The organism is Halomonas sp. AOP25-F1-15 (genome assembly GCF_052378675.1).
GTDB lineage: Bacteria > Pseudomonadota > Gammaproteobacteria > Pseudomonadales > Halomonadaceae > Vreelandella > Vreelandella casei.
On the sequence record NZ_JBQSXV010000009.1, the window covers coordinates 38,210 to 60,504 of the forward strand.

Sequence of the window (22,295 nt, forward strand, 5' to 3'; positions counted from 1 at the left end):
TTAGGTTAGCTTAGTCAGTGTGGCTTATGTTGAAGGAAATGTAGAGATGGAATGGTTAATTATTGTCGGTATTGTGCTGTTTGTCATTGCGCCCGTGATGTGGTTGAAGCCCAGCCCGCAGCAAAAGCGTCACTCATTGCTTCGCTCGCAGATCACGCGTCAAGGCGTCACTATTAAGATGGAAAAGCCTCCGCTTCACCATTTTAAAGGCACGATGCCAGCTTATCGCTGGCACTATCCGCAAGACGATCCTGGGCCGGATTTTCTGCTGGTAAGAGACAGCAATGCAAGCGAAGCATTAGCGCCTTTCCATGCCGGTTGGCGCTGGCGAATAGCGCCGCTACGCCCGTTACCTGATAGCGCTACGGTGCATTTGAAAACGTTGCTGGAGCGCTTGCCACAGGATGCGCTGGTGGTGCAGTCGACCCAATATACGTTGACGCTATGGTGGTGGGAGTCACAAACGGCGGAACGATTTACGACTTATGTGCCGGTGTTTGAGCACTTAAGAGATGCGCTGCGTGGCTATGCGGATCGACCCATTACCAGGCCGCTCGGTTTTAAAGAGCAGCCTGGCAGTAGGGAGGCGAAGCCTTAGGACGCGGGCTTGTCTTGAAGAGTCTCTTATTGAGAGCTGTCGCCTTCAGTATCATTTTCTTCAGGGCAGTTTTCTTCAGAGCCATCCTGATCGCGCGCTTGTATCGCCAGTCCGTTTGACTCAATCAGGGTCAGCCACTCATCCAGCTGCTGAAGATTTTCATCCGTTAGGCCTTGTAATATCTCTTTGCGGGCTTCTTTAGCAACACTGTCAATTTTTTCCAGTAGTGGCATAGCGGCAGGCGTTAAATAGATACGCTTGCTGCGACGGTCATTGTCGCAGGCACGCCGCTCAACTAATCCTTGTTCTTCAAGCTGGCCCAGCGTGCGCACCAGTGAAGGCGCCTCCACGCCAATAACCCGAGCAAGATCACACTGGGGGTGTCCCTCTCCCAAGCGCCATAGGTGATAGAGCGTTACCCAGCGGGTTTGCGTTAAGCCCAGCGGGGCAAGTCGCCGATCTAGGATTGAGCGCCACAGATGTGGCAAACGGGCAAGGCGAAAACCAATAGATGAAGCCATAAGCAACTAGCTACCAATAAGTGTGTATAGGCGAATTGTCATAAGCTACGCCGCTGAATGCAAGGTGCTGAATCAATCAATCTGTTTATTCGTCCTTAGTATTGTTAGAACTTCCGGGCACGAAACGTCTTAGATTCAAGCCACTTAGACCGTTGGGGCGTATTTGTGCATCGGCTTTAGAGGCGGTTTGACTATCCTCTGAGACTTCAAAACGTATTAGACCAAGGCGCTGCCCGCTGCCTGTCATAATATCAACGCGCCAATCACCGGTAGGGTCATCGGGGAAGTTTTGCTTATGACTCCAAGCGCGATAACCCTCTTCGCGCCCGCCGTTAATATTCAGCTTCACCACATCCATGGGCTGACCGTTGTGATGCCAAGCATGGGTAATGGTTTCACTTAATCCCCTTGGTGCGCGTATGGCCGTATAAACATAAAGCCCGTTTTCACTAATTGTCTGAGGCGTTAATGCTATTGAACCTTCGGGCAGTCGCTGTTCAATATTGAACGAGGGCGACAGTGCACTGCTGGTCATCCATAAACTGGCAGGCGGTACCCATATGCGGCCTACCCAAGCGCCATAGGCCAGCACTAATGTTAGTGCAAAAAATAGGCACCAGCGTTGAAGCGAACGTCGCTTCAATAAATGCCAAAAACTAGGTAGCGCCACCACGATGGTAATGCTGAGTGCTAGCAGCAAGCTCTGACCGGTGGTCAGGTGCACCATGATAGGCAGTGTAACCAGCAGCACTAGAAACACGCACATAGCATGAAACATAAAGTAAAGGCTGCGCCAGCGTTCAGCTACTTTGAAATATAGCGGATCAATAATAGACAACAAGGCCATGCCGCCAACTAATACTGCAAACAGTGTTTGCCCGCTATTCCAAACCGTTGTGACTAAAATAAACGGCAGCGTAAAGAAAAGCGTTTCTTGGTGAATCATTTGCGCAATAAACGTCGCCACGCCCCGCGGTGGCGTCGGGTGACCCCGGTGAGATAGCCAGCGGCTGATCAATCCTTCTGATAGTAGCAGTGTCCAGGCGAACAGCAGCCCAAGCGCTAAGGCCGCGCCTAGCCACTGTTGACGATCGACTAGAAAAAAGCTTCCCAGGCCTGCGGCGAATGCCATCGGGGGCCATAACCAGCTCCAAGGCTTTATGCGTACGACTATACTTTCAATACGCCGCTGAGCCGAAGCAATGCGAGAAGGTGTGAGCAGTGTGCCCATACAAGGTAACCTGGATGATGAAAGATGTGTGATTCTAACAGTCTGCCGGGCTTGGCGCTGATCTACTGCGAATCTCGGCCTGGATTAATTGATTTATTAGCCGAAAGTCAGGGCTTGACGTGCTTAGGCATCTCAACCAAGCTAAGGCAATCAAACGGCCGTATGAAAGTCGTCTAAAAGTGTGGCGGGTTCTCTTTTCAGAGCCAGCCCGAAAAGCGGAGAGAACGCGGATGATCTACCAAGGCAATGCCATCACGGTGACACGTCGTGACACCCCTAGCGGTAATGATATCGCAATGCTCACTTTCGATTTGAAAGATGAGTCCGTCAATAAGCTTTCTAGCGCTGTTGTTGCAGAACTCGCTGACGCGGTGAAGGCTATTCAGGTTGAAAACAGCTTGAAAGGCTTGGTCATCGCCAGTGGTAAAGACGCGTTTATCGTAGGCGCCGATATCACCGAGTTTCATACGCTTTTCGATAAAGGCGAAGAATACCTCGTCGAGATGAACCTTAAGGTTCACGACATTTTTAACGCGATTGAAGACCTGCCTTTCCCGACAGTCACGGCGGTCAATGGGCTGGCGCTTGGCGGCGGTTGTGAGGTTCTGCTGACCACCGATTTTCGTGTGATGAGTGAAACTGCCAAGATCGGCCTTCCAGAAACCAAGCTAGGCATACTCCCCGGCTGGGGAGGCTGCGTTCGTTTGCCTCGCTTGATCGGCGCAGACAATGCCATTGAGTGGATTGCAGGTGGCACCGAAAACCGCGCCGATGCGGCACTTAAAGTAGGTGCTGTCGACGCGGTCGTCGCCGCAGAACAGTTAGAAGAGGCGGCGCTCGACATTCTAGACCGCGCTAATAGCGGCGAGCTGGATTACCAAGCGCGCCGTCTGGAAAAAACCAGCCCGCTGAAGCTTAATCCCATTGAGCAGATGATGGCGTTTGAAACCGCCAAGGGGTTTGTTGCCGGAAAAGCTGGGCCGCATTATCCCGCGCCGGTTGAAGCCATCAAAGTCATTCAGAAAGGCGCGGGTGAAGAGCGTGGCCGTGCCCAGGCAATTGAAGCCAAGGCATTCGCTAAGCTTGCGCTGAGCAGCGTGGCGTTCAATTTGGTGGGCCTATTCCTGAATGACCAAGTGGTTAAAAAGAAAGCCAGCCGTTATGAGAAACAGGCACAGCCAGTGAAACAAACGGCTGTGCTGGGTGCCGGTATTATGGGCGGCGGTATCGCTTACCAGAGTGCGTCTAAGGGCACGCCAATCCTGATGAAAGACATCAAGGATGAAGCGATTGAGCTTGGCTTGAAAGAAGCGCGCAAGCTATTTACCAAGCAGGTCGAGCGTAAAAAGCTTTCCACCGAGCAGATGGCTGAAAAGCTGAGCAATATTCGCCCAACGCTCTCCTATGGTGATTTTGGTAACGTTGATCTCGTTGTCGAAGCGGTAGTTGAAAACCCCAAGGTAAAAGGCGCGGTGCTAGCTGAAGTTGAAGATGCGGTGAGCGAAAACACCATTCTTACTTCTAACACATCAACGATTTCCATTAATCGACTGGCAGAGAATCTTAAGCGTCCAGAAAACTTCTGCGGTATGCACTTTTTTAACCCCGTTCACCGCATGCCGCTGGTGGAAGTGATTCGTGGTGAAAAGACATCTGATGCCGCCGTTGCAGCCACCGTGGCCTATGCGCGCGCGATGGGAAAAACGCCGATTGTGGTTAACGACTGCCCCGGTTTCTTAGTTAACCGCGTGCTGTTTCCGTATTTCGGCGGCTTTAGTTTTCTGGTCGAGCAGGGCGCTGACTTCCAGCATGTTGATAAAGTGATGGAGAAGTTCGGCTGGCCTATGGGCCCCGCTTATTTGCTCGACGTGGTGGGCTTAGACACCGCCGTACATGCTAATGAGGTAATGGCGGAAGGTTTCCCTGATCGCATGGCGCGTGAGGGTAAAACCGCTATTCAGGTCATGTATGACAATGACCGCCTTGGTCAAAAGAACGACAAAGGTTTTTACGCTTACGAGGAAGACAAAAAAGGTAAGCCTAAGAAAGTAACCGATGAAGCCGCTTACGCTCTGATTAAAGAGGTGGTGAAAGAGCATAAAGAATTTTCTGACGAAGACATCATTGCGCGCATGATGGTGCCGCTGTGCTTGGAAACCGTGCGCTGTTTGGAAGATGGCATTGTAGCGACGCCAGCAGAAGCGGATATGGCGTTGATCTATGGCATCGGCTTCCCTCCCTTCCGCGGTGGTGCGCTGCGCTATATTGACGCGATGGGCGTAGCAGCGTTCGTCACATTGGCAGAAGGCTTAGCCGATGAGCTGGGGCCGCTGTACGCGCCCACCGACAAGCTGCGTCAGATGGCGAAAAACGGCGAGTTATTCTATTCCAGCGATAAGCCGGCCAACCAAGCCTAACCACCACGCATAGGAGATAAAAGATGAGTTTGAGTCCGAGAGATATTGTGGTGGTTGACGGTGTCCGTACCGCCATGGCAAAAGCCAAGCATGGTGCTTTTCGCAACGTTCGCGCTGAGAATCTATCCGCAGCGGCGATGCAGGCGCTGTTTACCCGCAACCCCAATCTAGATCCATCAGAAGTAGACGACGTGATCTGGGGCTGCGTGAACCAAACGCTTGAGCAGTCCATGAACATCGCTCGTAACGCGGCGATTATGACTGGCATACCCCGCTCGGTCCCCGCGCAGACGGTGAACCGTTTGTGTGGTTCTTCAATGACGGCCCTACACATTGCCGCTGCGAATATTAAAGCGGGCATGGGTGATTTCTTTATCATCGGCGGCGTTGAACACATGGAGCATGTGCCCATGGCACACGGCGTTGACGTGAACCCGGCGGCCAGTAAGTACGCGGCCAAAGCGGCCATGATGATGGGGTTAACCGCCGAACTGCTGGGCAAAATGCACGGCGTTTCGCGTGAAGAGCAGGATAAGTTTGGCGTGCGCTCTCATCAGCGCGCCCAGGCAGCGATGGAAAAGGGCTATTTTGATAATGAGATTATCGGCGTAGAAGGCCACGACCAGCGCGGCTTTAAAGTGATGGTGACGCGCGATGAAGTTATTCGTGGCGACTCGACCCTTGAATCTATGGCGAACCTGAAGCCTGTATTCGATCCGCGTAACGGCACCGTCACGGCGGGCACCTCATCGGCGTTGTCGGTCGGGGCTTCAGCGATGGCAGTCATGAGCTATGAGCGTGCACAGGCACTTGGTTTAACGCCCATCGCACGGGTGCTATCAACCGGTGTGGCTGGTTGTGATGCATCGATCATGGGCTATGGCCCGGTGCCCGCATCGAAGAAGGCGCTTAAAACAGCGGGTCTGTCGTCCGCGGATATTGACACCGTTGAGCTTAACGAGGCATTTGCTGCTCAAGGCATCCCGGTACTGAAAGATTTAGGTTTCCTAGATGCGCTAGACGATAAGGTCAATCTTAACGGCGGCGCTATTGCGCTAGGGCATCCGCTGGGCTGCTCGGGGTCGCGTATCTGCACTACGCTACTTAACGTCATGCAGCAGCGCGATACGACGTTAGGCTTGGCGACCATGTGTATCGGCATGGGGCAGGGCGTTGCCACAGTGTTTGAACGCTTGAAGTAATCGATTGTATTTAAGTAATAAACGGCGCTTCTGAGTGCCGTTTTTTTTGCAAAAAAAATGCCCATATACCTGTCTTCAAACTAACGTAAACTGTCAAAATTAAAGCCAGGAGTAACAGGCGTTGAAAGCGACGATTTACCACAACCCAGCGTGCGGCACCTCCCGTAATGCGCTAGCAATGCTCGAAGCCTCAGGCGAGGCGCTCGAGGTGGTCGAGTATCTCAAGACCCCGCTTAGCCGTGAACGGCTAGTCGAGCTGATCTTGATGATGGCGATTGCCCCTCGAGAGCTGCTGCGCCGTAAGGAGCCCTTCTATGATGAGCTCAACCTTGATGATCTAGCGTTAAGCGATGATCAGCTGATAGACGCCATGATCGCGCACCCAATCTTGATCAATCGTCCGATTGTCGTTACGGACAAAGGCGCCCAGCTGTGTCGGCCTGCAGAGCGTGTACTCGATTTATTAGCCAACCAGGTGGCAATATCGACTAAAGAAGACGGTGGGATTATGCGCGTAGAGTAAAGGCACTTATGAATCGCTCAGCCTATCGTGTCGATGGTTGTTCGATACGCGCTGAAAGCGCAAAGCTTGCTCATCGGGCTAAACAAAGCACTCTCTGATCGAGGTCATTTCATGTTGGCGCTAGCCATTTTTGTCGTCACTCTAGTGTTAGTGATCTGGCAACCGAAAGGTTTAGGTATTGGTTGGAGCGCGCTGGGCGGTGCTTTAGTGGCGCTGTTAATGGGCGTCGTGCAGCTGGGGGATGTCGCGATAGTGTGGGGGATTGTCTGGGATGCTACCTTCACCTTTGTGGCATTAATCATCATTTCGCTGCTTCTAGACGAGGCGGGATTTTTTGCCTGGGCGGCGTTGCATGTTGCGCGCTGGGGCAATGGGCGAGGACATCTTCTCTTCCCACTGGTCGTTATACTAGGCGCCATCATTGCAGCCTTCTTCGCTAACGATGGCGCGGCTTTACTGCTAACTCCCATTGTGATCGCTATTTTGTTACGCCTTAACTTTGAGCCGCCCGCGGCATTCGCCTTCATTATCGCAACGGGGTTTGTCGCCGATACCACAAGCCTGCCGCTGGTGATCTCCAATCTTGTGAATATTGTCAGTGCCAACTACTTTAATATCGGTTTTGACCGCTATGCTGCAGTCATGGTGCCGGTCAATCTAGTGTCGCTGGCGGCAACGCTGATCGTTCTCTGGATCGTATTTGGTCGCCGCATTCCTACACGCTATAGTGTCGAAAATCTTGACGCGCCGGTTTCGGCCATCAAAGATCCCCTCGTATTTCGCGCAGCATTCCCATTGCTAGCGGTACTGCTTATTGCCTATTTTGTGACTGCCCCGTTAGGGATCCCAATCGCGTTTGTGACGGGAACAGGCGCCATTCTGTTGATGGCTATTGCCGGGCGTTGGTGGCAAGTAGGCCGAGGTGCCGTCGTTTCTGTAACGGGAGCACTACGCGGTGCCCCTTGGCAGATAGTGCTGTTCTCAATTGGGATGTATCTCGTTGTCTACGGGCTGGGTAGTGCAGGGCTGACGAATTATGGCGCTTTGGCGCTTGAATGGCTGGCGCAGCAGGGCGACTTTATCGCCACGTTAGGTACTGGCTTCCTTTCCGCCATTGTGGCCTCGGTAATGAACAATATGCCTTCGACACTAGTGGGCGCGCTGGCTATTGAGCAGGCGAAATTGCCAGCGGGAACTCAGGAGTTAATGATCTACGCTAACGTAATCGGTAATGATCTGGGGCCAAAATTCACCCCCATTGGTAGTCTCGCGACTCTGCTATGGCTACATGTGCTAGCGGGCAAGGGATACAAAATTGGTTGGGGCCAGTACATGAAAATTGGCTTATTGATTACGCCGCCAGTACTACTGGCGGCCTTGGTCGCCCTGGCTTTGTGGTTGCCGATATTGCCCGCCGCGTAAGCATATAGTGCTTACTATGGCGAGGCTGCTAGAGTGAAGACACTACTTAAATGTTTTAACATGGTGAGAGTCTTAACGCTGAGAGCTGATCATGCCTAGTAAGACATCTATCAACATTTTTTACGACGCGCAGTGCCCGCTTTGCCGTAAAGAGCGGCGCCGCTATGAGCGCTGGCTAGGGCACGAGGCGGATGATATCGGCTGGCTTGATGTCAGCGAAAATGAGCAGGCGCTGCGAGATAAGGGCGTTGAGCCTGCCATGGCGCTGCGCTCGCTGCATATTGAAACGGCGCAGGGCGAGCTGATAGAAGGTATTGATGCCTACCGAGTACTAATGAGGCGTATTTCATTATTGGTGCCTGTCGCCTGGGTTCTTGGCCTACCAGGAATAAAACCGGGCGTTCGCGCACTTTACGATAGGTGGGTAAAACGCCGCCTACAAAAACAGGGCCGCTGGCCCACTTAAGCACTAGCATAGGATGCCTGGCAATGCAGCGAAGTTCGCTATGGATGTGGGCGGTAGGGATAGGGGGGAGTCTGTTGTTAGCAGGCTGTGCCGGCGGGCAACGTCCTGCACCTTCGCCCATTCAGCCTGACAGTGAGGCGCCGCTAACGGCCCCGCAGCCCATCCCGGTAACGGGCATGAATGCGATGCCCGTTACCGGGATGGCAAGTGACTGGGTGCCGCCTCTGTTTATTAGCCCAGAAGAGGAAGCGTCCTATTACGTTAGCCGTTTAGCGGATAGGCGCTTTGTGACCAGCTATGGTGGCTATGATAACCGGCGGCCTTTTTATATTGCCGCCGAGCGTTTGGGCGAAATAGGCCTTCCAGCGATTCCTTTGCTGTTTACTCGTTTGAATACTGCCGACCAATATGAGCTGGCGCTGGCACTCTATGCTCTGCAACTCGCTACGCAGGATCCGCAGCTTATGGTCCGAACCAGTGGTGAATATATTCAGCTGGGAGTGGTGTTAGACCCGGCGTATAACGCTGACAACATTGCTATCGCCCAGCAGTGGTGGCAACGTCACGCGATGCAGCTTGATCGTTAACGCGCCACCATTATTAAGATAATTCAGGAGAGAACGATGGCCTTTGCACTTTCAACCATGCAGGTTACTAGCGTAGCTTTTGCTAATCACCAAGCGGTTCCTTCCAGATACTCCGGTGAAGGTGAAGATATTTCTCCTGCGCTAGCCTGGCAAGGTGCACCTGAAGGAACCAAAGGGTTTGCAGTGATATGCCATGATCCGGACGCTCCTTTGGTTAAAGAAGGCAGCTACGGCTTTATTCACTGGGTGCTCTATAACTTGCCTGGCGATATTCAAGAATTAACTGAGAACACGGCCGTGGGCACCTCGGGCGTGAATGATCGTGGTAATAGCAGCTACTGTGGTCCGATGCCGCCAGAAGGGCATGGCAAACATCTCTACTATTTCTGGGTGCTAGCGTTAGACCATCAAACGTCGCTTCCAGCAGGGCTGACCCAAGCTGAGTTGCTCAATGAGATAGAGCCGCACCTGCTGGGTATGAATCGCTTGGTAGGTACTTACCAGCGCGGTTGATTCGCTAGCGGCTGGACATTTTACGCAACCCGTGTAGGCTCCATCGCTTTCTGAACCCCTATATACGAGTGCTTGTACGCGTTCTCGTGTTTGTTGAGTGATGGAGTCGTCTGATGAGTGATCTTCCTAACTGTCCTGCCTGTGCCTCTGAATTTAGCTACGATGACGGGCTTCAATACGTGTGCCCAGAGTGCGGTCACGAGTGGTCAAAGGTAGCAGAAGAAGAGGGCGCTGATGACGCATCCGGCGTGCGTGATGCGAATGGCAATCCGTTGGTCGATGGCGATAGCGTAACGGTCATTAAGGATTTAAAGGTAAAAGGTAGCTCACTGGTCGTTAAAGTAGGCACCAAAGTCAAAAGCATCCGCCTGGTAGAGGGGGATCATGACATCGATTGTAAAATTGATGGCATCGGCCCGATGAAGTTGAAATCTGAGTTTGTCAAAAAAGCCTGAGCTCACTGCTACCAAGTATTATTAATAAAATAGTCCATTGATTTCAATGGGCTATTTTTTTATTCCCAAGCTCTCTGGTAGCCATGCGCAGCATTGCTGTCCGGTGGTTATATGCAAATCCCAGGGGGAGAGTAAAATAAACCAATAGCTTTTTTAAATGATAATGATTGTTGTTTTTGATGCTATCAGCGCCGAACGTGCTTATATTTCGCGCAAATTGCTAACCATTTTGCTCAAGGGCTTCACATCAAATTTATACAGGACTAAAATGGTCCTCAATTGACGTGGCGTTCATTTGATCGACTGCGTTTTATGTATATGAAGGGGAGTGACATGCTCAAGCTTTCTCGGCTGACAGACTATGCCGCTGTGGTGATGGCGCAAATTGCCCGTCACTCTCAGGCATCGCATGCAGCGGCAGAGTTAGCGGACGCTGTGCAGTTGCCACACCCGACTGTGAGCAAAACGCTCAAAATGCTGGTGCGCGCTGGCTTGCTTGTTTCCCAGCGAGGATCGCAAGGCGGCTATCGCCTAGCGCGACCGGCGTCGCAGATTAGCGCTGCTGACATTATTGCGGCCATTGAAGGCCCTGTCGCCATGACCGAATGCAGTCAGGCAGAAGGCGATTGCGAACTTGTGGCTACCTGCGGTGTGGCAGACAACTGGCAGCGAGTTTCACTGGCAATGCGAACGTTGCTAGAAAGCGTAACGCTCGCGCACCTGGCGGATACAGCGCCGATAAAACTGCCGGTGCAACTGCCTATTCAAACGATCAGCCTGTCGACAGCGTCGGCTTCCTAGCGACGTAAAACAGGCCTTACTCATTTTGACGGCGAGCCGAACTCGCCACCCAACTGCCCGGAGGGTATCACCATGGCAAGCGAAGAAATGGAACAGTTGGTTCGTCGCGAATACAAAGATGGTTTTGTAACGGATATTGAGAGCGACACCCTGCCACCTGGCCTTGATGAAAATACCATCGCCTTTATTTCGAATAAAAAGGGTGAGCCGGAATGGATGCTGGAGTGGCGTCTTGATGCCTATCGCCAGTGGTTGAAGATGAAAGCTCCTTCCTGGGCACATCTTGATTATCCGCCGATTGATTACCAGTCGATCTCCTATTTCAGTGCGCCAAAACGGCCTGAAGATGGCCCGCAAAGTTTGGATGAAGTAGATCCTAAACTGCTCGAAACCTATGAAAAGCTGGGTATTCCGCTGCATGAGCGCGCGGCCCTTGCTGGCGTTGCGGTAGACGCGGTGTTTGACTCCGTTTCTGTCACCACAACGTTTAAGAAAGAGCTTGGCGAAGCAGGCGTTATTTTCTGCTCGATTTCAGAGGCTATCCGCGACTATCCAGAGCTGATCAAGCAATACTTGGGTACGGTCGTTCCCGTGGCGGACAACTATTTTGCGGCGCTGAACTCCGCGGTGTTTACCGATGGCTCCTTTGTGTTTGTTCCTGAAGGCGTCACCTGCCCGATGGAGCTGTCTACCTACTTCCGTATTAACGCGGCCAACACCGGCCAGTTTGAGCGCACCCTGATTATTTGTGAAAGCCGCGCTCAAGTATCGTATTTAGAAGGTTGCACCGCGCCGATGCGCGATGAAAACCAGCTTCACGCGGCAGTCGTAGAGCTTGTTGCGCTGGATGATGCTTATATCAAATATTCCACCGTGCAGAACTGGTATCCCGGCGATGAAAATGGCGTAGGCGGTATTTATAACTTTGTCACTAAGCGCGGCGATTGCCGTGGCGATCGTTCACGGATTAGCTGGACGCAAGTCGAGACCGGCTCAGCGATTACCTGGAAATATCCTTCCTGCATGCTTCGCGGCAAAGACAGTATCGGCGAGTTTTACTCCGTGGCGGTGACTAACGGTCGCCAGCAGGCGGATACCGGCACCAAGATGGTTCACATTGGCGAAGGCAGTCGTTCTTACATCGTTTCTAAAGGCATTTCGGCGGGTAAGAGCAATCAATCCTATCGTGGACTGGTTAAAATTGGGCCGCGTGCCAAAGGCGCGCGCAACTTTACCCAGTGTGATTCCTTGCTGATCGGTGATAAGTGCGGAGCACACACTTTTCCTTACCAGGAAATTGGCAACAGCACGGCGACCATTGAGCACGAAGCGACCACATCGAAAATTGGCGAAGATCAGCTGTTCTACTGCAAGAGCCGCGGTATTTCAGAAGAAGATGCGGTGAGCATGATCGTCAATGGTTTCTGTAAAGACGTTTTCCAAGAGCTGCCCATGGAGTTCGCTGTAGAAGCCGAAGCGCTGCTCAACGTGACCCTGGAAGGCGCGGTTGGCTAAGCAGTTCGCTGTTCATCCTATTTAATTTATCAGTGTCGCCGCGGCGGCTCGCCAGAATCAAAAGGTAATCAACATGTTGCAAGTGAAAGATTTACACGTCACCGTCGAAGACAAAGAAATTCTTAAAGGCCTTACCCTGACCATCAATGCGGGTGAAGTGCACGCTATCATGGGGCCGAACGGCGCGGGTAAATCGACACTGTCGGCAGTCATCGCCGGTAAAGACGGCTACGAAGTTACCCAGGGTACGATTACCTTTGAAGGCAAAGATGTGCTGGAAATGGAAATTGAGGAGCGTGCCCAAGCCGGCTTGCTGCTGGGTTTCCAATATCCGGTTGAGATTCCAGGGGTTAAAAATATCTACCTGCTGAAGTCTGCCCTGAATGCCCAGCGCGTCGCGCGCGGTGAAGGTGAAATGCCGGCACCTGAATTCATGAAGCTGGTGAAAGAGAAGCTAGGCTTTATGAAAATGGATGCAAGTTTCCTGCAGCGCGCCGTTAACGAAGGCTTTTCGGGCGGCGAGAAAAAGCGCAACGAGATCCTGCAAATGCTGGTGCTTCAGCCCAAACTTGCCATGCTGGATGAAATAGATTCAGGACTGGATATCGATGCGATGAAGGTTGTCGCCGACGGCGTCAATAGCCTGCGTGCTGCTGATCGCGCCATTTTGCTGGTCACGCATTATCAGCGCCTGCTGGATTACATCGTGCCAGACAAAGTTCACGTTTTGGTCGATGGTCGTATCGTGAAAACCGGCGACGCTGAGCTGGCCAAGCAGCTTGAGAGCAACGGCTATGAAGGTATCGAGGAGTCTGTGGCATGAGCGATACGCAAAACTTTTTAGATACGCTGAAGGCGCGTAGCTCTCGCTATAAGGCGGAGCCGACGTGGATTGCTGCTCGTCGCCAGGCCGGTGCTGCGCGCTTTGAAGCGCTCGGCTTTCCTACTCGCCGTGACGAGGAGTGGAAGTATACGGATGTACGCTCAATTGCACAGGGCAGCTTTGCGCTTGCCGATAATGCCGAGTTCTCCCAGGCTGCTGCCGCTGCGCTGACACTGCCGATTGATGCTTACCGCTTGACCTTCGTCGATGGTGTTTTTTCATCAGCGCTGTCGGATGTTGAATCACTGCCCTCAAGCGTTCAAGTGCTGCCGCTTTCTAGGGCGCTAGAGGAAAATCACGAAGCGGTAGGTGGCCCGCTTGGCCGTCTCACCGGCGTAGATTTTTCACCCTTTGCTGCGCTGAACACAGCGTTTATGGAAGAGGGCGCCGTGGTACGTATTGCGCCCGGAACGATCGTTGAGAAGCCGATTCTTCTGCAGTTCCTGTCCCGTGCAGGTAAGCCTGTGATGAGCCATCCTCGTGTGCTGGTTACAGCCGGTGGCCGTAGCGAAGCGACGTTGATTGAGCACTATGCAGGCGAAAATGACGCGGCTAACTTCACGAACGTGGTGGCCGAGCTCATGCTTGATCGGGGCGCGATACTGGCGCATTACAAGCTGCAAGAAGCGCCGTTGGGCGACCTGCATGTGGCGAGTATTCACGTCGAGCAGGCGCGCGATACGCGCTATACCTCTTACAACCTGAGCCTAGGCGGTGCGCTGGTGCGTAACGACCTCATCAGTGATCTGAATGGTGAAGGGGCAGAAACCAATTTCTATGGTTTGTTCTTTGGGCAGGGCCGTCAGCACGTCGATAACCATACCAAGGTTAACCATAATGCGCCGCTCACGTTCTCTAATGAGAACTACAAGGGTATTTTGGACGACCGCGCCCATGGCGTATTTAACGGCAAAGTGTATGTGAAGCGCGATAGCCAAAAAATTGAAGGCTTTCAGAGCAATAAAAACCTGCTGTTATCTGATCGTGCTCATGTTGATGCCAAGCCTGAGCTGGAGATCTACGCCGACGACGTTAAGTGCTCTCACGGCACCACCACGGGCCAGTTGGATGAAGATGCTATTTACGCACTGCGCACGCGTGGTATTGATGAAGCAACGGCCCGTGGGCTGCTAACACTCGCGTTTGCTGGTGAAGTGCTGGACAAAGTTACCTTGGATGCGATTGCAGAGCGCGTTGAGCTAGCCGTTGCCGGTAAGCTACCAGAGCGCTTCAACCTTGCTGGGCTTGTTGAAGCAGCCGTCGCACTTAACGACTAGCTCAACCACTCGCTTAACCACCCGCTCTCAAGGGCTATACCAGGAGTGATTGATGCCACATACCGTTACTGAGCCTACGCGTGTGAAAGCGCCGTTTGATGTTATGCGACTGCGTCAGGATTTCCCGATCCTGGCGCGTGAGGTGCATGGCAAGCCGCTGATCTACCTGGATAACGCGGCGACGAGTCAGACGCCTCAGTCGGTGATTGACGTATTTAGCGATTACTACTCACGCTATAACGCCAATATTCACCGCGGACTGCATACCCTGGCCGATGAGGCGACGGCGGCGTTTGAAGGCACTCGTCACCGGGTAAAGGAGTTTCTTAACGCGGAAGATGCGCGTCAGGTTATCTTTACTCGCGGCACGACCGAGGCGATCAATTTAGTCGTTCAAAGCTGGGGGCGTCAGCACCTTGCCTCTGGCGATGAAGTGCTGATCTCAATGTTGGAGCATCATTCTAATATTGTGCCCTGGCAGCTGTTGGCCGCTGAGATTGGTTTTACCATTAAGGTCATTCCCGTTGAAGCCAATGGCGCGCTGGATATGGCAGCCTACCGCGCACTGCTCAGTGAGCGCACCCAGCTTGTTGCGGTCAATCACGTGTCTAATGCGTTTGGGACCATTAATCCCGTGCAGGAAATGGCCGCATTAGCGCATCAGTATGGCGCGCTCATTTTAATTGACGGTGCCCAGGCAGCGCCTCATCAAGTCGTCGATGTGCAGGCGATCGATGCCGATTTCTATGCGTTTTCGGGCCACAAAGTCTATGGGCCAACTGGCGTAGGCGTATTGTACGGTAAGCAGGCGCTCCTGGAAGCCATGCCTCCTTGGCAGGGCGGTGGTGAGATGATTCAATCCGTCTCGTTTGATGCGGGTACCACCTTTGCCGCTATTCCGCATAAATTTGAAGCGGGTACGCCGGCTATTGCTGAAGTCATCGCCCTTGGCAAGGCGCTGGAGTGGGTTGAGAGCGTTGGCATCACGGCCATTGGCGCGTGGGAAGGGCAACTTCTCGATCACGCTACGCAAGCAGTTAGCTGTATCGATGGGCTGCGTATTTTAGGCACTGCGCCTCAAAAAGCCGGCGTGCTTTCGTTTGTAGTCGACGGCGCACACTCCCAAGATATTGGCCTGCTGATTGACCAGCTGGGTGTCGCTATTCGTACGGGGCATCACTGTGCGCAGCCGTTGCTCGCCCATTTTGGCGTTGACGCTACCTGTCGTGCATCATTTGCTGCGTATAATACGCTCGAAGAAGTGGATCACTTTATTGAAGCACTCAACCGTGTCATTGGTATGGTGCGTTAAGGCCAGTTCTTTAAGGATAGTTATGGATCTTGAGCAAGTCGCGAGTCTCGAACGAGGCCAACAGCTACCGCTACAGCGTGATGTGGATGCTATTGCCATACCGTTTGGTAAAACGGAAACGCTGGCCGAAGATAGCATTGTGAGCGTAATGCAAGCGAAAGGCAGCTCGGTGAGCGTCGGTTTTGAGGGGCGTCTCTATCTGGTCGAAGGGCGCAATTTAGACGCCTTAGGTCTTGAGGCATTGCCGCGCCCGACGCTGCCAGAAACAGCGTCTGAGGAAGAGATCGAGCAATTTGTGTGGGATCAGCTGCGCACCTGTTTCGACCCCGAAATTCCCGTTAATATCGTTGATTTAGGGCTGGTTTATGGATGCCGTATTGATCGGCTAATCAGTGGCGAACGCATTGCCACTATCCGCATGACGTTGACTGCTCCCGGCTGTGGTATGGGGGATGTGATTGCGGCAGACGCGAGAAATAAAATTCTTGGCGCACCGCAGATTAGCAAAGTGCACACTGAGATTGTCTTCAGCCCTCCTTGGAGCCGTGACATGATGAGTGACGAGGCCAAGCTTGAACTCGGCATGTTTTAATTTCGGCTGGGGCGCTGGATGTATAACGCGGTTTTGAAAGGGATTAAGCGCTTATTGATGTCGCTAGGAGCGCTTTTGCTGCTGGCGGCGTTGCTGTTTATAGCCGGTAATTTATGGGTAGTCGCCACCACCGCCGCTTATATTGAGCAGCAGCCCTTGCAGTGCCGTGCCGACAAAGTGGGCATTGTGTTTGGTACGTCTCACTGGACGCGCAGCGGCGTGCGTAACCCTCATTTTCATGCGCGCATGCGCACCGCTGCCGCGTTAATTGAACAGTCTCAGGTTGAGCACCTGCTGTTGTCAGGTGATAATCGCACCAAGGCCTATAATGAGCCGCGAGCAATGTGGCGCGATCTTCATCGGCGCGGCGTCGCGGCCGAACGGCTTACCATGGATTTTGCAGGCTTTAGTACCTATGACACGCTGGCGCGTGCGCGAGATGTGTTTCAGTTAGATGAAGCGTTATTGATTACCCAAAGCTGGCATCTACCGAGGGCCGTGTTTATTGGTCGTGCACTTGGGATGGATGTGGCTGGGTGTGTGGCCGATGATCCAACGGCAGGGGTTGAATGGGGTTTGAAGGTGCGTGAGTGGGCGGCGCGTGTGGCCACCCTAGGAGATCTTTATATTTGGAACAGGCAGCCGTATTTTCTGGGATCGCCGGAGCCCATTAGATTGCCAAAGAGGACGCTAATAGACCTCATCGCGCCCTCGCTAGACAAGCGCTTAATTAGCCCTAGTCCCAAACCTTAGCGGTGCGTTTTCCGCTTTTGCAGCGCATACAACTCGCGAATCAGTTTACGACATCCTTGCATGGCCTCATCAACCACGGGTTCGATTGGGTCAGGTAGCGGATGGGTAAAGAGTGAGGAGAGCGCCTGCATCAATACTCGCTCTTGCTCTAATAGCTCATTGATCAATACCTGACTATCGTTGCCAACAAAGCTCTTCAGGCGGCTCCAGAGCCACAGAAAATCATCGCGTTCAACGTCCGCATCACGCGGCAGCATTTTTAAATGCGCACGGGCAAGATCCTGCAGTTTGCGCATTTGCTTTAGCCGCGCAGTATAGTGCGGCTTTAAAGCATCGCGCAGTGATGGGCGCAGGCGTTCGATATTATCTTGGAAATAATCAATGCTATCGGCCAGCGCTTCCAATACGCTGTCCATCGCCACTTGGCGATTATCGAGAAACATGAGCGTCTACCTCCTTCGGTGACGCCGATTGTGGGGGTGGCAGCGATGATTTGCCACCCCAAAACGGATTATTTTTGAATTTCCACCTTAGCCTTTAGGCTTTGGGGGGGCTTTACGTGCTGGAACTGCATTTTTTTCAATATGCTCAATGATCATTCCCGCAATATCTTTGCCGGTAGCGTTCTCAATACCCTGCAATCCGGGCGAAGAGTTAACTTCCATAATCACCGGGCCGTGGTTTGAACGCAGTAAGTCAACGCCCGCCACTCGCAGCCCCATGGCTTTTGCGGCGCGGATAGCGGTCGAGCGTTCTTCCGGGGTAATCCGAATGACGCTGGCGGTGCCGCCGCGGTGCAGGTTAGAACGAAACTCGCCTTCCGCCGCTTGGCGTTTCATGGTCGCTACGACTTTATCGCCGATCACGAAGCAGCGAATGTCTGCGCCGCGTGCTTCCTTGATGTACTCCTGCACCATGATATTAGCTTTCATGCCCATGAAAGCTTGAATGACCGATTCAGCGGCTTGGTTGGTTTCAGCGAGTACCACGCCAATGCCCTGGGTGCCTTCGAGCAATTTAATCACCAGCGGCGCGCCTTTCACCATGGTGATTAAGTCAGGAATGTCATCAGGTGAGTGCGCAAAGCCAGTAATTGGCAAGCCCAGCCCTTTACGCGACAACAGCTGAAGTGAGCGCAGCTTATCGCGCGAGCGAGTAATCGAGACGTTATCGTTAATAACGTAAGTGCCCATCATTTCAAACTGGCGTAGCACCGCGCAGCCGTAAAAGGTCACCGATGAACCGATGCGAGGTATCACCGCATCAAACGGTTCGATCTCTTCGCCTTTATAGTGAATAGAAGGGTGATGCGAGGTAATGCTCATATAGCAGCGTAGCGTGTCCACTACGCGTGCGGTATGCCCACGCTGCTCTGCGGCTTCAATGAGACGGCGGGTCGAATACAGATTGCGATTGCGCGAAAGCAGGGCGATATGCATGTAAAAACTCCGGGCTAAAGGCGACTAAAAAAATTTAGGGCTCACCGTGCAAAAACGCGGCGCCAGGTGCAACTAACAGGCGGCGCATGGCGCGGCGTCCTAGCAGCATGGGGTGGCGCATATTGCTGCGGTCAGTCAGGGTTAGTTCAACGGGGAAATTCAAATCGCCCATTTGCATAGGCGTGCGAATAACATAGCGCCATTCGCTATGACCGTTGGAACTGGTGATCCGGCGTCTATCGTGCAGATGTAACTGATAGCGGTGAGCAGGCGTTGTTGGCCCGCCACTATGGGTTATAAAGCTGACCCACAGCTGGCCATGCTCATCTTCATGAGTCTCAATTTCTTCTGCATGCAGGGCGGACGTGCGTGCCCCTGTATCTGCTTTGCAGCATAGATGAAGGCCTAGTTCCGGCAGCGTCACCATTTCACGGCGACCAATGACCGCCTTAGCCTGATAGGGTAATTCCTTCACGGCTCACTCCTTGAAAATATAACAGACTGCATCAAATCAAGCGTTCCTGTGTGGCGTCATGATGGCTAAGCGACGTTGAATAGCAGAGCTCGCTGGCGCATCTCGCAACGCCATCATGACAGGCAAACGCAGCCGCGGTATTAGTGCAATGTCTCGCACTACCGCCGCAAAGTCAGTACGTTCGTCTTCCGCTAGGCGCTGCAGAAAAAGTGGCAGGCGCTGGGCGTCTTCAAGATGCTGCCAGCCACGGCCAGCGATTGCTGCCAGCACATCCGGTCCACAGGCGGCGATATCGCTCAATATGCTCGAGTACCAATTACCAGCTTCAGGCGCACTAGCCGTGCCCACGGCACGCAAACAGGCACACAGTGTTTCTATATCACCCATTTGGGCGGCTGTTTCACCGCGTCTGTGTAACGCAGAAACTAACGTGTCTGGAAATGCCCTATGCTCTAAACAGTAGCACAGGGTGTGAATAACGGCGGTAGGCAGTGACTCAAATAGTTGTGCTAGCGATGCGCTCTCATTTGCTTGCATACGAACAATATAATCAGCGATTCCCTGCAGTCCCAATGACTGCCAGTCAATCATTTGTTGACCGCTAAAATAAGCCTCAACGGGTTCGAAATGTTGGCTTGCAGATAGCCCCATATCGCTCGTGGCGCGCGCATTAAGCATTGCTTGAAAGGTGATGTTAGGCGTGAAGGCGAGGGGATTATCCTTCATTAAATGATCCACGTCTGCAGTTTCTTCACGACCTACTTGCGATACATTACGACCTAATGTCTCCAGCAGTCGATTTAAAAATGCATCGCGCTGAGCGGGTGCCAGCAGGCCTCGCTCATCCAGCGGCAGGGCTAAAAACCAAATCGCAGGCTCAGGCATATCGCCCAGGCGAAATACAATGGCCACTCGCGCCTGTCCTTGCCAAGGTTCCGCCCACGCTATTTCGCCCCGCTCAAATACGGCGAGTGATTCCCGTGGGCAGGGAATAACACGGCGGCCCATATGATAGAGGGAGACCTCCGCACCGCTACGGGTAAAAAACTCATCAAGCGTTTTAATTGGTTGCATGACATCCTTCCGCTTTGCAAGACCGCACTCTACCTTGCTGATGTAACACTGTCAGCCGTAGCGGGTAATAAAAGGTAGTGGGTAATAAAGCATAGCGTTAATGACAGGGCGGTTAAAAATTAAACAACAAGGTGAAAGGTGCATGAGCGTTGAGGATGCGACACCTTTCCATAGTTTATCCACAGGCTCGTGCACGTTTTCTGTGGGTCTATGAGCCATGCCAAAAAGCGATGACCTGTGGTAAGCAAGCGTTTGAGTTGGGATAATTGCTAGATAAACACTTTTACCACCTAACCAAGGTATTTATGAGCACTTACCAGACGCTACAAACAGCGCTTCTTGAACTTGAAGCATCGATGAAAGCCGCTGACTTATGGCGTATGCCAACACCGGATGCTGACGCGCTGGCCAGCCAGCAGCCTTTTTGCATCGATACAATGTCGCTTCCTCAATGGATACGGTTCGTGTTTGTTGCGCGCTTGAATACGTTAATTGAAACAGGTGCTGCTATGCCGGCTAAATGCGAAGTGGCACCAGCGGTGGCGGCCTATTTGCTGCAGGAGAAAGTGCCTGCCCATCATTTAGTGCTGGTTGTTCGGGCAGTAGAAACGGTTGACCAGATAGTGACTGACAGCTGATTTTGGCTGGCTAGACCTTGAAACGCACAAAGCCTGCCGAAAGGCAGGCTTTGTGGACTACACAAGCATCATCAATTGACTGCACTCATACTGAATTAACGTTCGATATGCTGGTATTCACCGGCATCGGCAGTCACGCTGCTAACTACCAAAATGGCAATGAAGGAGGCGATGAAACCAGGGATAATCTCGTAAACGCCGGGGCCACCCATGAACTCCCCACTCCAGCCCAGCGAAATCCAGATCATCACGGTAAGAGCACCGACTATCATCCCCGCAATAGCACCGGCGCCATTGGTGCGCGACCACATCAGCGAGAGAATAATCAGCGGGCCAAATGCTGCGCCAAATCCTGCCCAAGCATTGCTCACTAATCCTAGCACTTGTGAGTCCGGGTCAGACGCAATAACGGCCGCTACCAAACCCACTAGAACGACACTAATACGGCCTACGCCAACCGTTTGTTTCTCCGTTGCCTGCTTATTCAAAAACAGACGGTAGAAGTCTTCGGTGAGTGATGACGACGCCACCAGAAGCTGGCTAGAGATGGTGCTCATGATAGCGGCAAGCAGCGCTGCATAGAGAAAGCCGGTTACCAGCGGATGGAACAGCAGGTTCGCCAGAATGATAAAGATCGTCTCCGGATCCTGGACGTCCATGCCATTGCGAATTGCATAGGCGCGGCCGAAGATACCTAGAGAAACGGCGCCGATCAGCGAGATGGCCATCCAGCTCATGCCAATGTTTCGAGCAGTCGGTACATCTTTCAGCGTTCGAATCGCCATGAAGCGCACGATAATATGCGGCTGCCCGAAATATCCCAGGCCCCATGTTACCGCAGACAGCCAGCCGATGAAGGTCAGTCCTTCGGTCCAAGACAGCAGGGTTGGGTCGACCTCGTTCAGTGTCTGTGACGCTTGGCTGAAGCCGCCGCCGCCTTCACCAAAGAGGACAACGGCTGGCATGATTACCAGTGCCAGCATCATGATGCAGCCCTGTACGAAGTCTGTCAGGCTTACGGCCAAGAACCCGCCGACGACGGTATAAGCCAGTACCACGCCTAGTGTGATAATGATGCCAACAGTGTAATCGCTTAGGCTGCCAATGCTGACAATGCCGGAAAACGCGCTTTCGAACAGTTTACCGCCGGCGACTAGGCCTGACGCAGTATAAACCGCGAAGAAAACGACGATAACGACAGCGGAAACCGTTCTTAACGACAGCGCCCGCGTTGGGAATCGATTTGCCAGGAAGGCTGGAATGGTGATTGCATTACCGTAGTGAACAGTCTGTTCACGCAGACGAGGTGCAACCAAAACCCAGTTGAAGAAGGCACCCACGAACAGGCCGATACCGATCCAGGCCGAGCCCAGTCCGGATACGAACATTGCGCCGGGCAACCCCAGCAGCAGCCAGCCGCTCATGTCGGAAGCGCCGGCCGACAACGCCGCCACCTGTGGGCTAAGTGTTCGGCCGCCCAAAATATAATCTTCAGACGTGGACGTGGATGTGCGCATAGCATAAAGCCCAATGCCGATCATAAGCGCAAAGTAAGCGGAAAGGCTGATCCAAACTCCAATAGCCATAAAACGTCTCCCTAT

General features: G+C 52.9%; 24 protein-coding genes. 17 read left to right on the forward strand and 7 right to left on the reverse strand.

Going from position 1 to position 22,295, the window contains the following annotated elements:
* Positions 1-46: 46 nt before the first annotated feature.
* On the forward strand, positions 47-598 hold the full coding sequence (locus ACT3TF_RS15645) for a preprotein translocase subunit YajC (RefSeq protein ID WP_444672497.1): 552 nt from the start codon (positions 47-49) through the stop codon (positions 596-598).
* A 26-nt stretch (positions 599-624) separates the two neighbouring features.
* Here ACT3TF_RS15645 and slyA read toward each other — a convergent pair whose 3' ends face one another.
* Together slyA and ACT3TF_RS15655 are read right to left on the reverse strand one after the other, a co-directional pair.
* Positions 625-1,119 (reverse strand): transcriptional regulator SlyA, encoded by a 495-nt coding sequence (gene slyA / locus ACT3TF_RS15650; RefSeq protein ID WP_096279277.1) that lies wholly within the window; start codon positions 1,117-1,119, stop codon positions 625-627.
* Between the two features lie 85 nt (positions 1,120-1,204).
* On the reverse strand, positions 1,205-2,350 hold the full coding sequence (locus ACT3TF_RS15655) for a DUF5924 family protein (protein WP_444672499.1): 1,146 nt from the start codon (positions 2,348-2,350) through the stop codon (positions 1,205-1,207).
* A gap of 230 nt (positions 2,351-2,580) precedes the next feature.
* Between ACT3TF_RS15655 and fadB the strand changes: the two genes are divergently transcribed.
* The 15 genes from fadB to ACT3TF_RS15730 all read left to right on the forward strand — a co-directional run bounded on the left by fadB (position 2,581) and on the right by ACT3TF_RS15730 (position 17,068).
* Positions 2,581-4,767: a fatty acid oxidation complex subunit alpha FadB gene (gene fadB, locus ACT3TF_RS15660; RefSeq protein WP_444672500.1), complete on the forward strand. Its 2,187-nt coding sequence runs from the start codon at positions 2,581-2,583 to the stop codon at positions 4,765-4,767.
* A gap of 23 nt (positions 4,768-4,790) precedes the next feature.
* Complete coding sequence (gene fadA, locus ACT3TF_RS15665) at positions 4,791-5,969, forward strand: acetyl-CoA C-acyltransferase FadA (protein ID WP_444672501.1); 1,179 nt, start codon at positions 4,791-4,793, stop codon at positions 5,967-5,969.
* A 121-nt stretch (positions 5,970-6,090) separates the two neighbouring features.
* Entirely contained in the window at positions 6,091-6,492 is a 402-nt protein-coding gene (arsC, locus tag ACT3TF_RS15670; RefSeq protein ID WP_096279285.1) for an arsenate reductase (glutaredoxin), read from the forward strand.
* A 111-nt stretch (positions 6,493-6,603) separates the two neighbouring features.
* Positions 6,604-7,914 (forward strand): arsenic transporter, encoded by a 1,311-nt coding sequence (locus ACT3TF_RS15675; RefSeq protein ID WP_441683862.1) that lies wholly within the window; start codon positions 6,604-6,606, stop codon positions 7,912-7,914.
* Between the two features lie 91 nt (positions 7,915-8,005).
* Positions 8,006-8,380: a thiol-disulfide oxidoreductase DCC family protein gene (locus tag ACT3TF_RS15680; protein ID WP_441683860.1), complete on the forward strand. Its 375-nt coding sequence runs from the start codon at positions 8,006-8,008 to the stop codon at positions 8,378-8,380.
* Positions 8,381-8,403: 23 nt separating this feature from the next.
* A complete protein-coding gene (locus ACT3TF_RS15685) occupies positions 8,404-8,967 on the forward strand; it encodes a hypothetical protein (RefSeq protein WP_096279289.1) in 564 nt (187 codons plus the stop codon).
* A 36-nt stretch (positions 8,968-9,003) separates the two neighbouring features.
* A complete protein-coding gene (locus tag ACT3TF_RS15690) occupies positions 9,004-9,480 on the forward strand; it encodes a YbhB/YbcL family Raf kinase inhibitor-like protein (protein WP_096279291.1) in 477 nt (158 codons plus the stop codon).
* A gap of 113 nt (positions 9,481-9,593) precedes the next feature.
* The gene (locus ACT3TF_RS15695; RefSeq protein WP_096279293.1) at positions 9,594-9,935 is read left to right on the forward strand and encodes a zinc ribbon domain-containing protein YjdM; all 342 of its coding nucleotides are present in this window, start codon (positions 9,594-9,596) and stop codon (positions 9,933-9,935) included.
* A 333-nt stretch (positions 9,936-10,268) separates the two neighbouring features.
* Positions 10,269-10,736, forward strand: a complete 468-nt coding sequence (locus tag ACT3TF_RS15700; protein WP_096279295.1) for an SUF system Fe-S cluster assembly regulator — start codon at positions 10,269-10,271, stop codon at positions 10,734-10,736.
* A gap of 72 nt (positions 10,737-10,808) precedes the next feature.
* Complete coding sequence (gene sufB / locus ACT3TF_RS15705) at positions 10,809-12,251, forward strand: Fe-S cluster assembly protein SufB (RefSeq protein ID WP_096279297.1); 1,443 nt, start codon at positions 10,809-10,811, stop codon at positions 12,249-12,251.
* A gap of 73 nt (positions 12,252-12,324) precedes the next feature.
* A complete protein-coding gene (gene sufC / locus ACT3TF_RS15710; RefSeq protein ID WP_096279299.1) occupies positions 12,325-13,074 on the forward strand; it encodes a Fe-S cluster assembly ATPase SufC in 750 nt (249 codons plus the stop codon).
* Entirely contained in the window at positions 13,071-14,411 is a 1,341-nt protein-coding gene (gene sufD, locus ACT3TF_RS15715) for a Fe-S cluster assembly protein SufD (protein ID WP_444625703.1), read from the forward strand. Before sufC ends, sufD begins: the two co-directional genes overlap by 4 nt.
* Before the next feature lie 52 nt (positions 14,412-14,463).
* Positions 14,464-15,723: a SufS family cysteine desulfurase gene (locus tag ACT3TF_RS15720; protein ID WP_444672502.1), complete on the forward strand. Its 1,260-nt coding sequence runs from the start codon at positions 14,464-14,466 to the stop codon at positions 15,721-15,723.
* Positions 15,724-15,745: 22 nt separating this feature from the next.
* Entirely contained in the window at positions 15,746-16,315 is a 570-nt protein-coding gene (gene sufT / locus ACT3TF_RS15725) for a putative Fe-S cluster assembly protein SufT (RefSeq protein WP_096279305.1), read from the forward strand.
* A gap of 18 nt (positions 16,316-16,333) precedes the next feature.
* The gene (locus ACT3TF_RS15730; RefSeq protein ID WP_096279307.1) at positions 16,334-17,068 is read left to right on the forward strand and encodes a SanA/YdcF family protein; all 735 of its coding nucleotides are present in this window, start codon (positions 16,334-16,336) and stop codon (positions 17,066-17,068) included.
* Here the strand turns inward: ACT3TF_RS15730 and ACT3TF_RS15735 are convergent.
* The 4 genes from ACT3TF_RS15735 to ACT3TF_RS15750 form a co-directional block, all read right to left on the reverse strand.
* On the reverse strand, positions 17,065-17,511 hold the full coding sequence (locus ACT3TF_RS15735) for a hypothetical protein (RefSeq protein WP_096279309.1): 447 nt from the start codon (positions 17,509-17,511) through the stop codon (positions 17,065-17,067). The genes ACT3TF_RS15730 and ACT3TF_RS15735 overlap by 4 nt on opposite strands.
* A gap of 87 nt (positions 17,512-17,598) precedes the next feature.
* The gene (gene rimK / locus ACT3TF_RS15740) at positions 17,599-18,507 is read right to left on the reverse strand and encodes a 30S ribosomal protein S6--L-glutamate ligase (RefSeq protein ID WP_096279311.1); all 909 of its coding nucleotides are present in this window, start codon (positions 18,505-18,507) and stop codon (positions 17,599-17,601) included.
* 34 nt (positions 18,508-18,541) lie between these two features.
* Positions 18,542-18,982: an ATP-dependent zinc protease family protein gene (locus ACT3TF_RS15745; protein WP_096279313.1), complete on the reverse strand. Its 441-nt coding sequence runs from the start codon at positions 18,980-18,982 to the stop codon at positions 18,542-18,544.
* A 36-nt stretch (positions 18,983-19,018) separates the two neighbouring features.
* Positions 19,019-20,056 carry a DUF3549 family protein gene (locus ACT3TF_RS15750; protein ID WP_444672503.1) on the reverse strand — a complete coding sequence of 346 codons (1,038 nt, stop codon included), beginning with the start codon at positions 20,054-20,056 and terminating at the stop codon, positions 19,019-19,021.
* Between the two features lie 305 nt (positions 20,057-20,361).
* On the opposite strand from ACT3TF_RS15750, the gene ACT3TF_RS15755 reads away from it, so the two are divergent.
* Positions 20,362-20,694, forward strand: coding sequence for a YqcC family protein (locus tag ACT3TF_RS15755; RefSeq protein WP_096279317.1), 333 nt, complete (start codon positions 20,362-20,364; stop codon positions 20,692-20,694).
* A gap of 95 nt (positions 20,695-20,789) precedes the next feature.
* Here the strand turns inward: ACT3TF_RS15755 and putP are convergent, their stop codons facing one another.
* Positions 20,790-22,280 carry a sodium/proline symporter PutP gene (gene putP, locus ACT3TF_RS15760; RefSeq protein ID WP_096279319.1) on the reverse strand — a complete coding sequence of 497 codons (1,491 nt, stop codon included), beginning with the start codon at positions 22,278-22,280 and terminating at the stop codon, positions 20,790-20,792.
* Positions 22,281-22,295 lie beyond the last annotated feature (15 nt).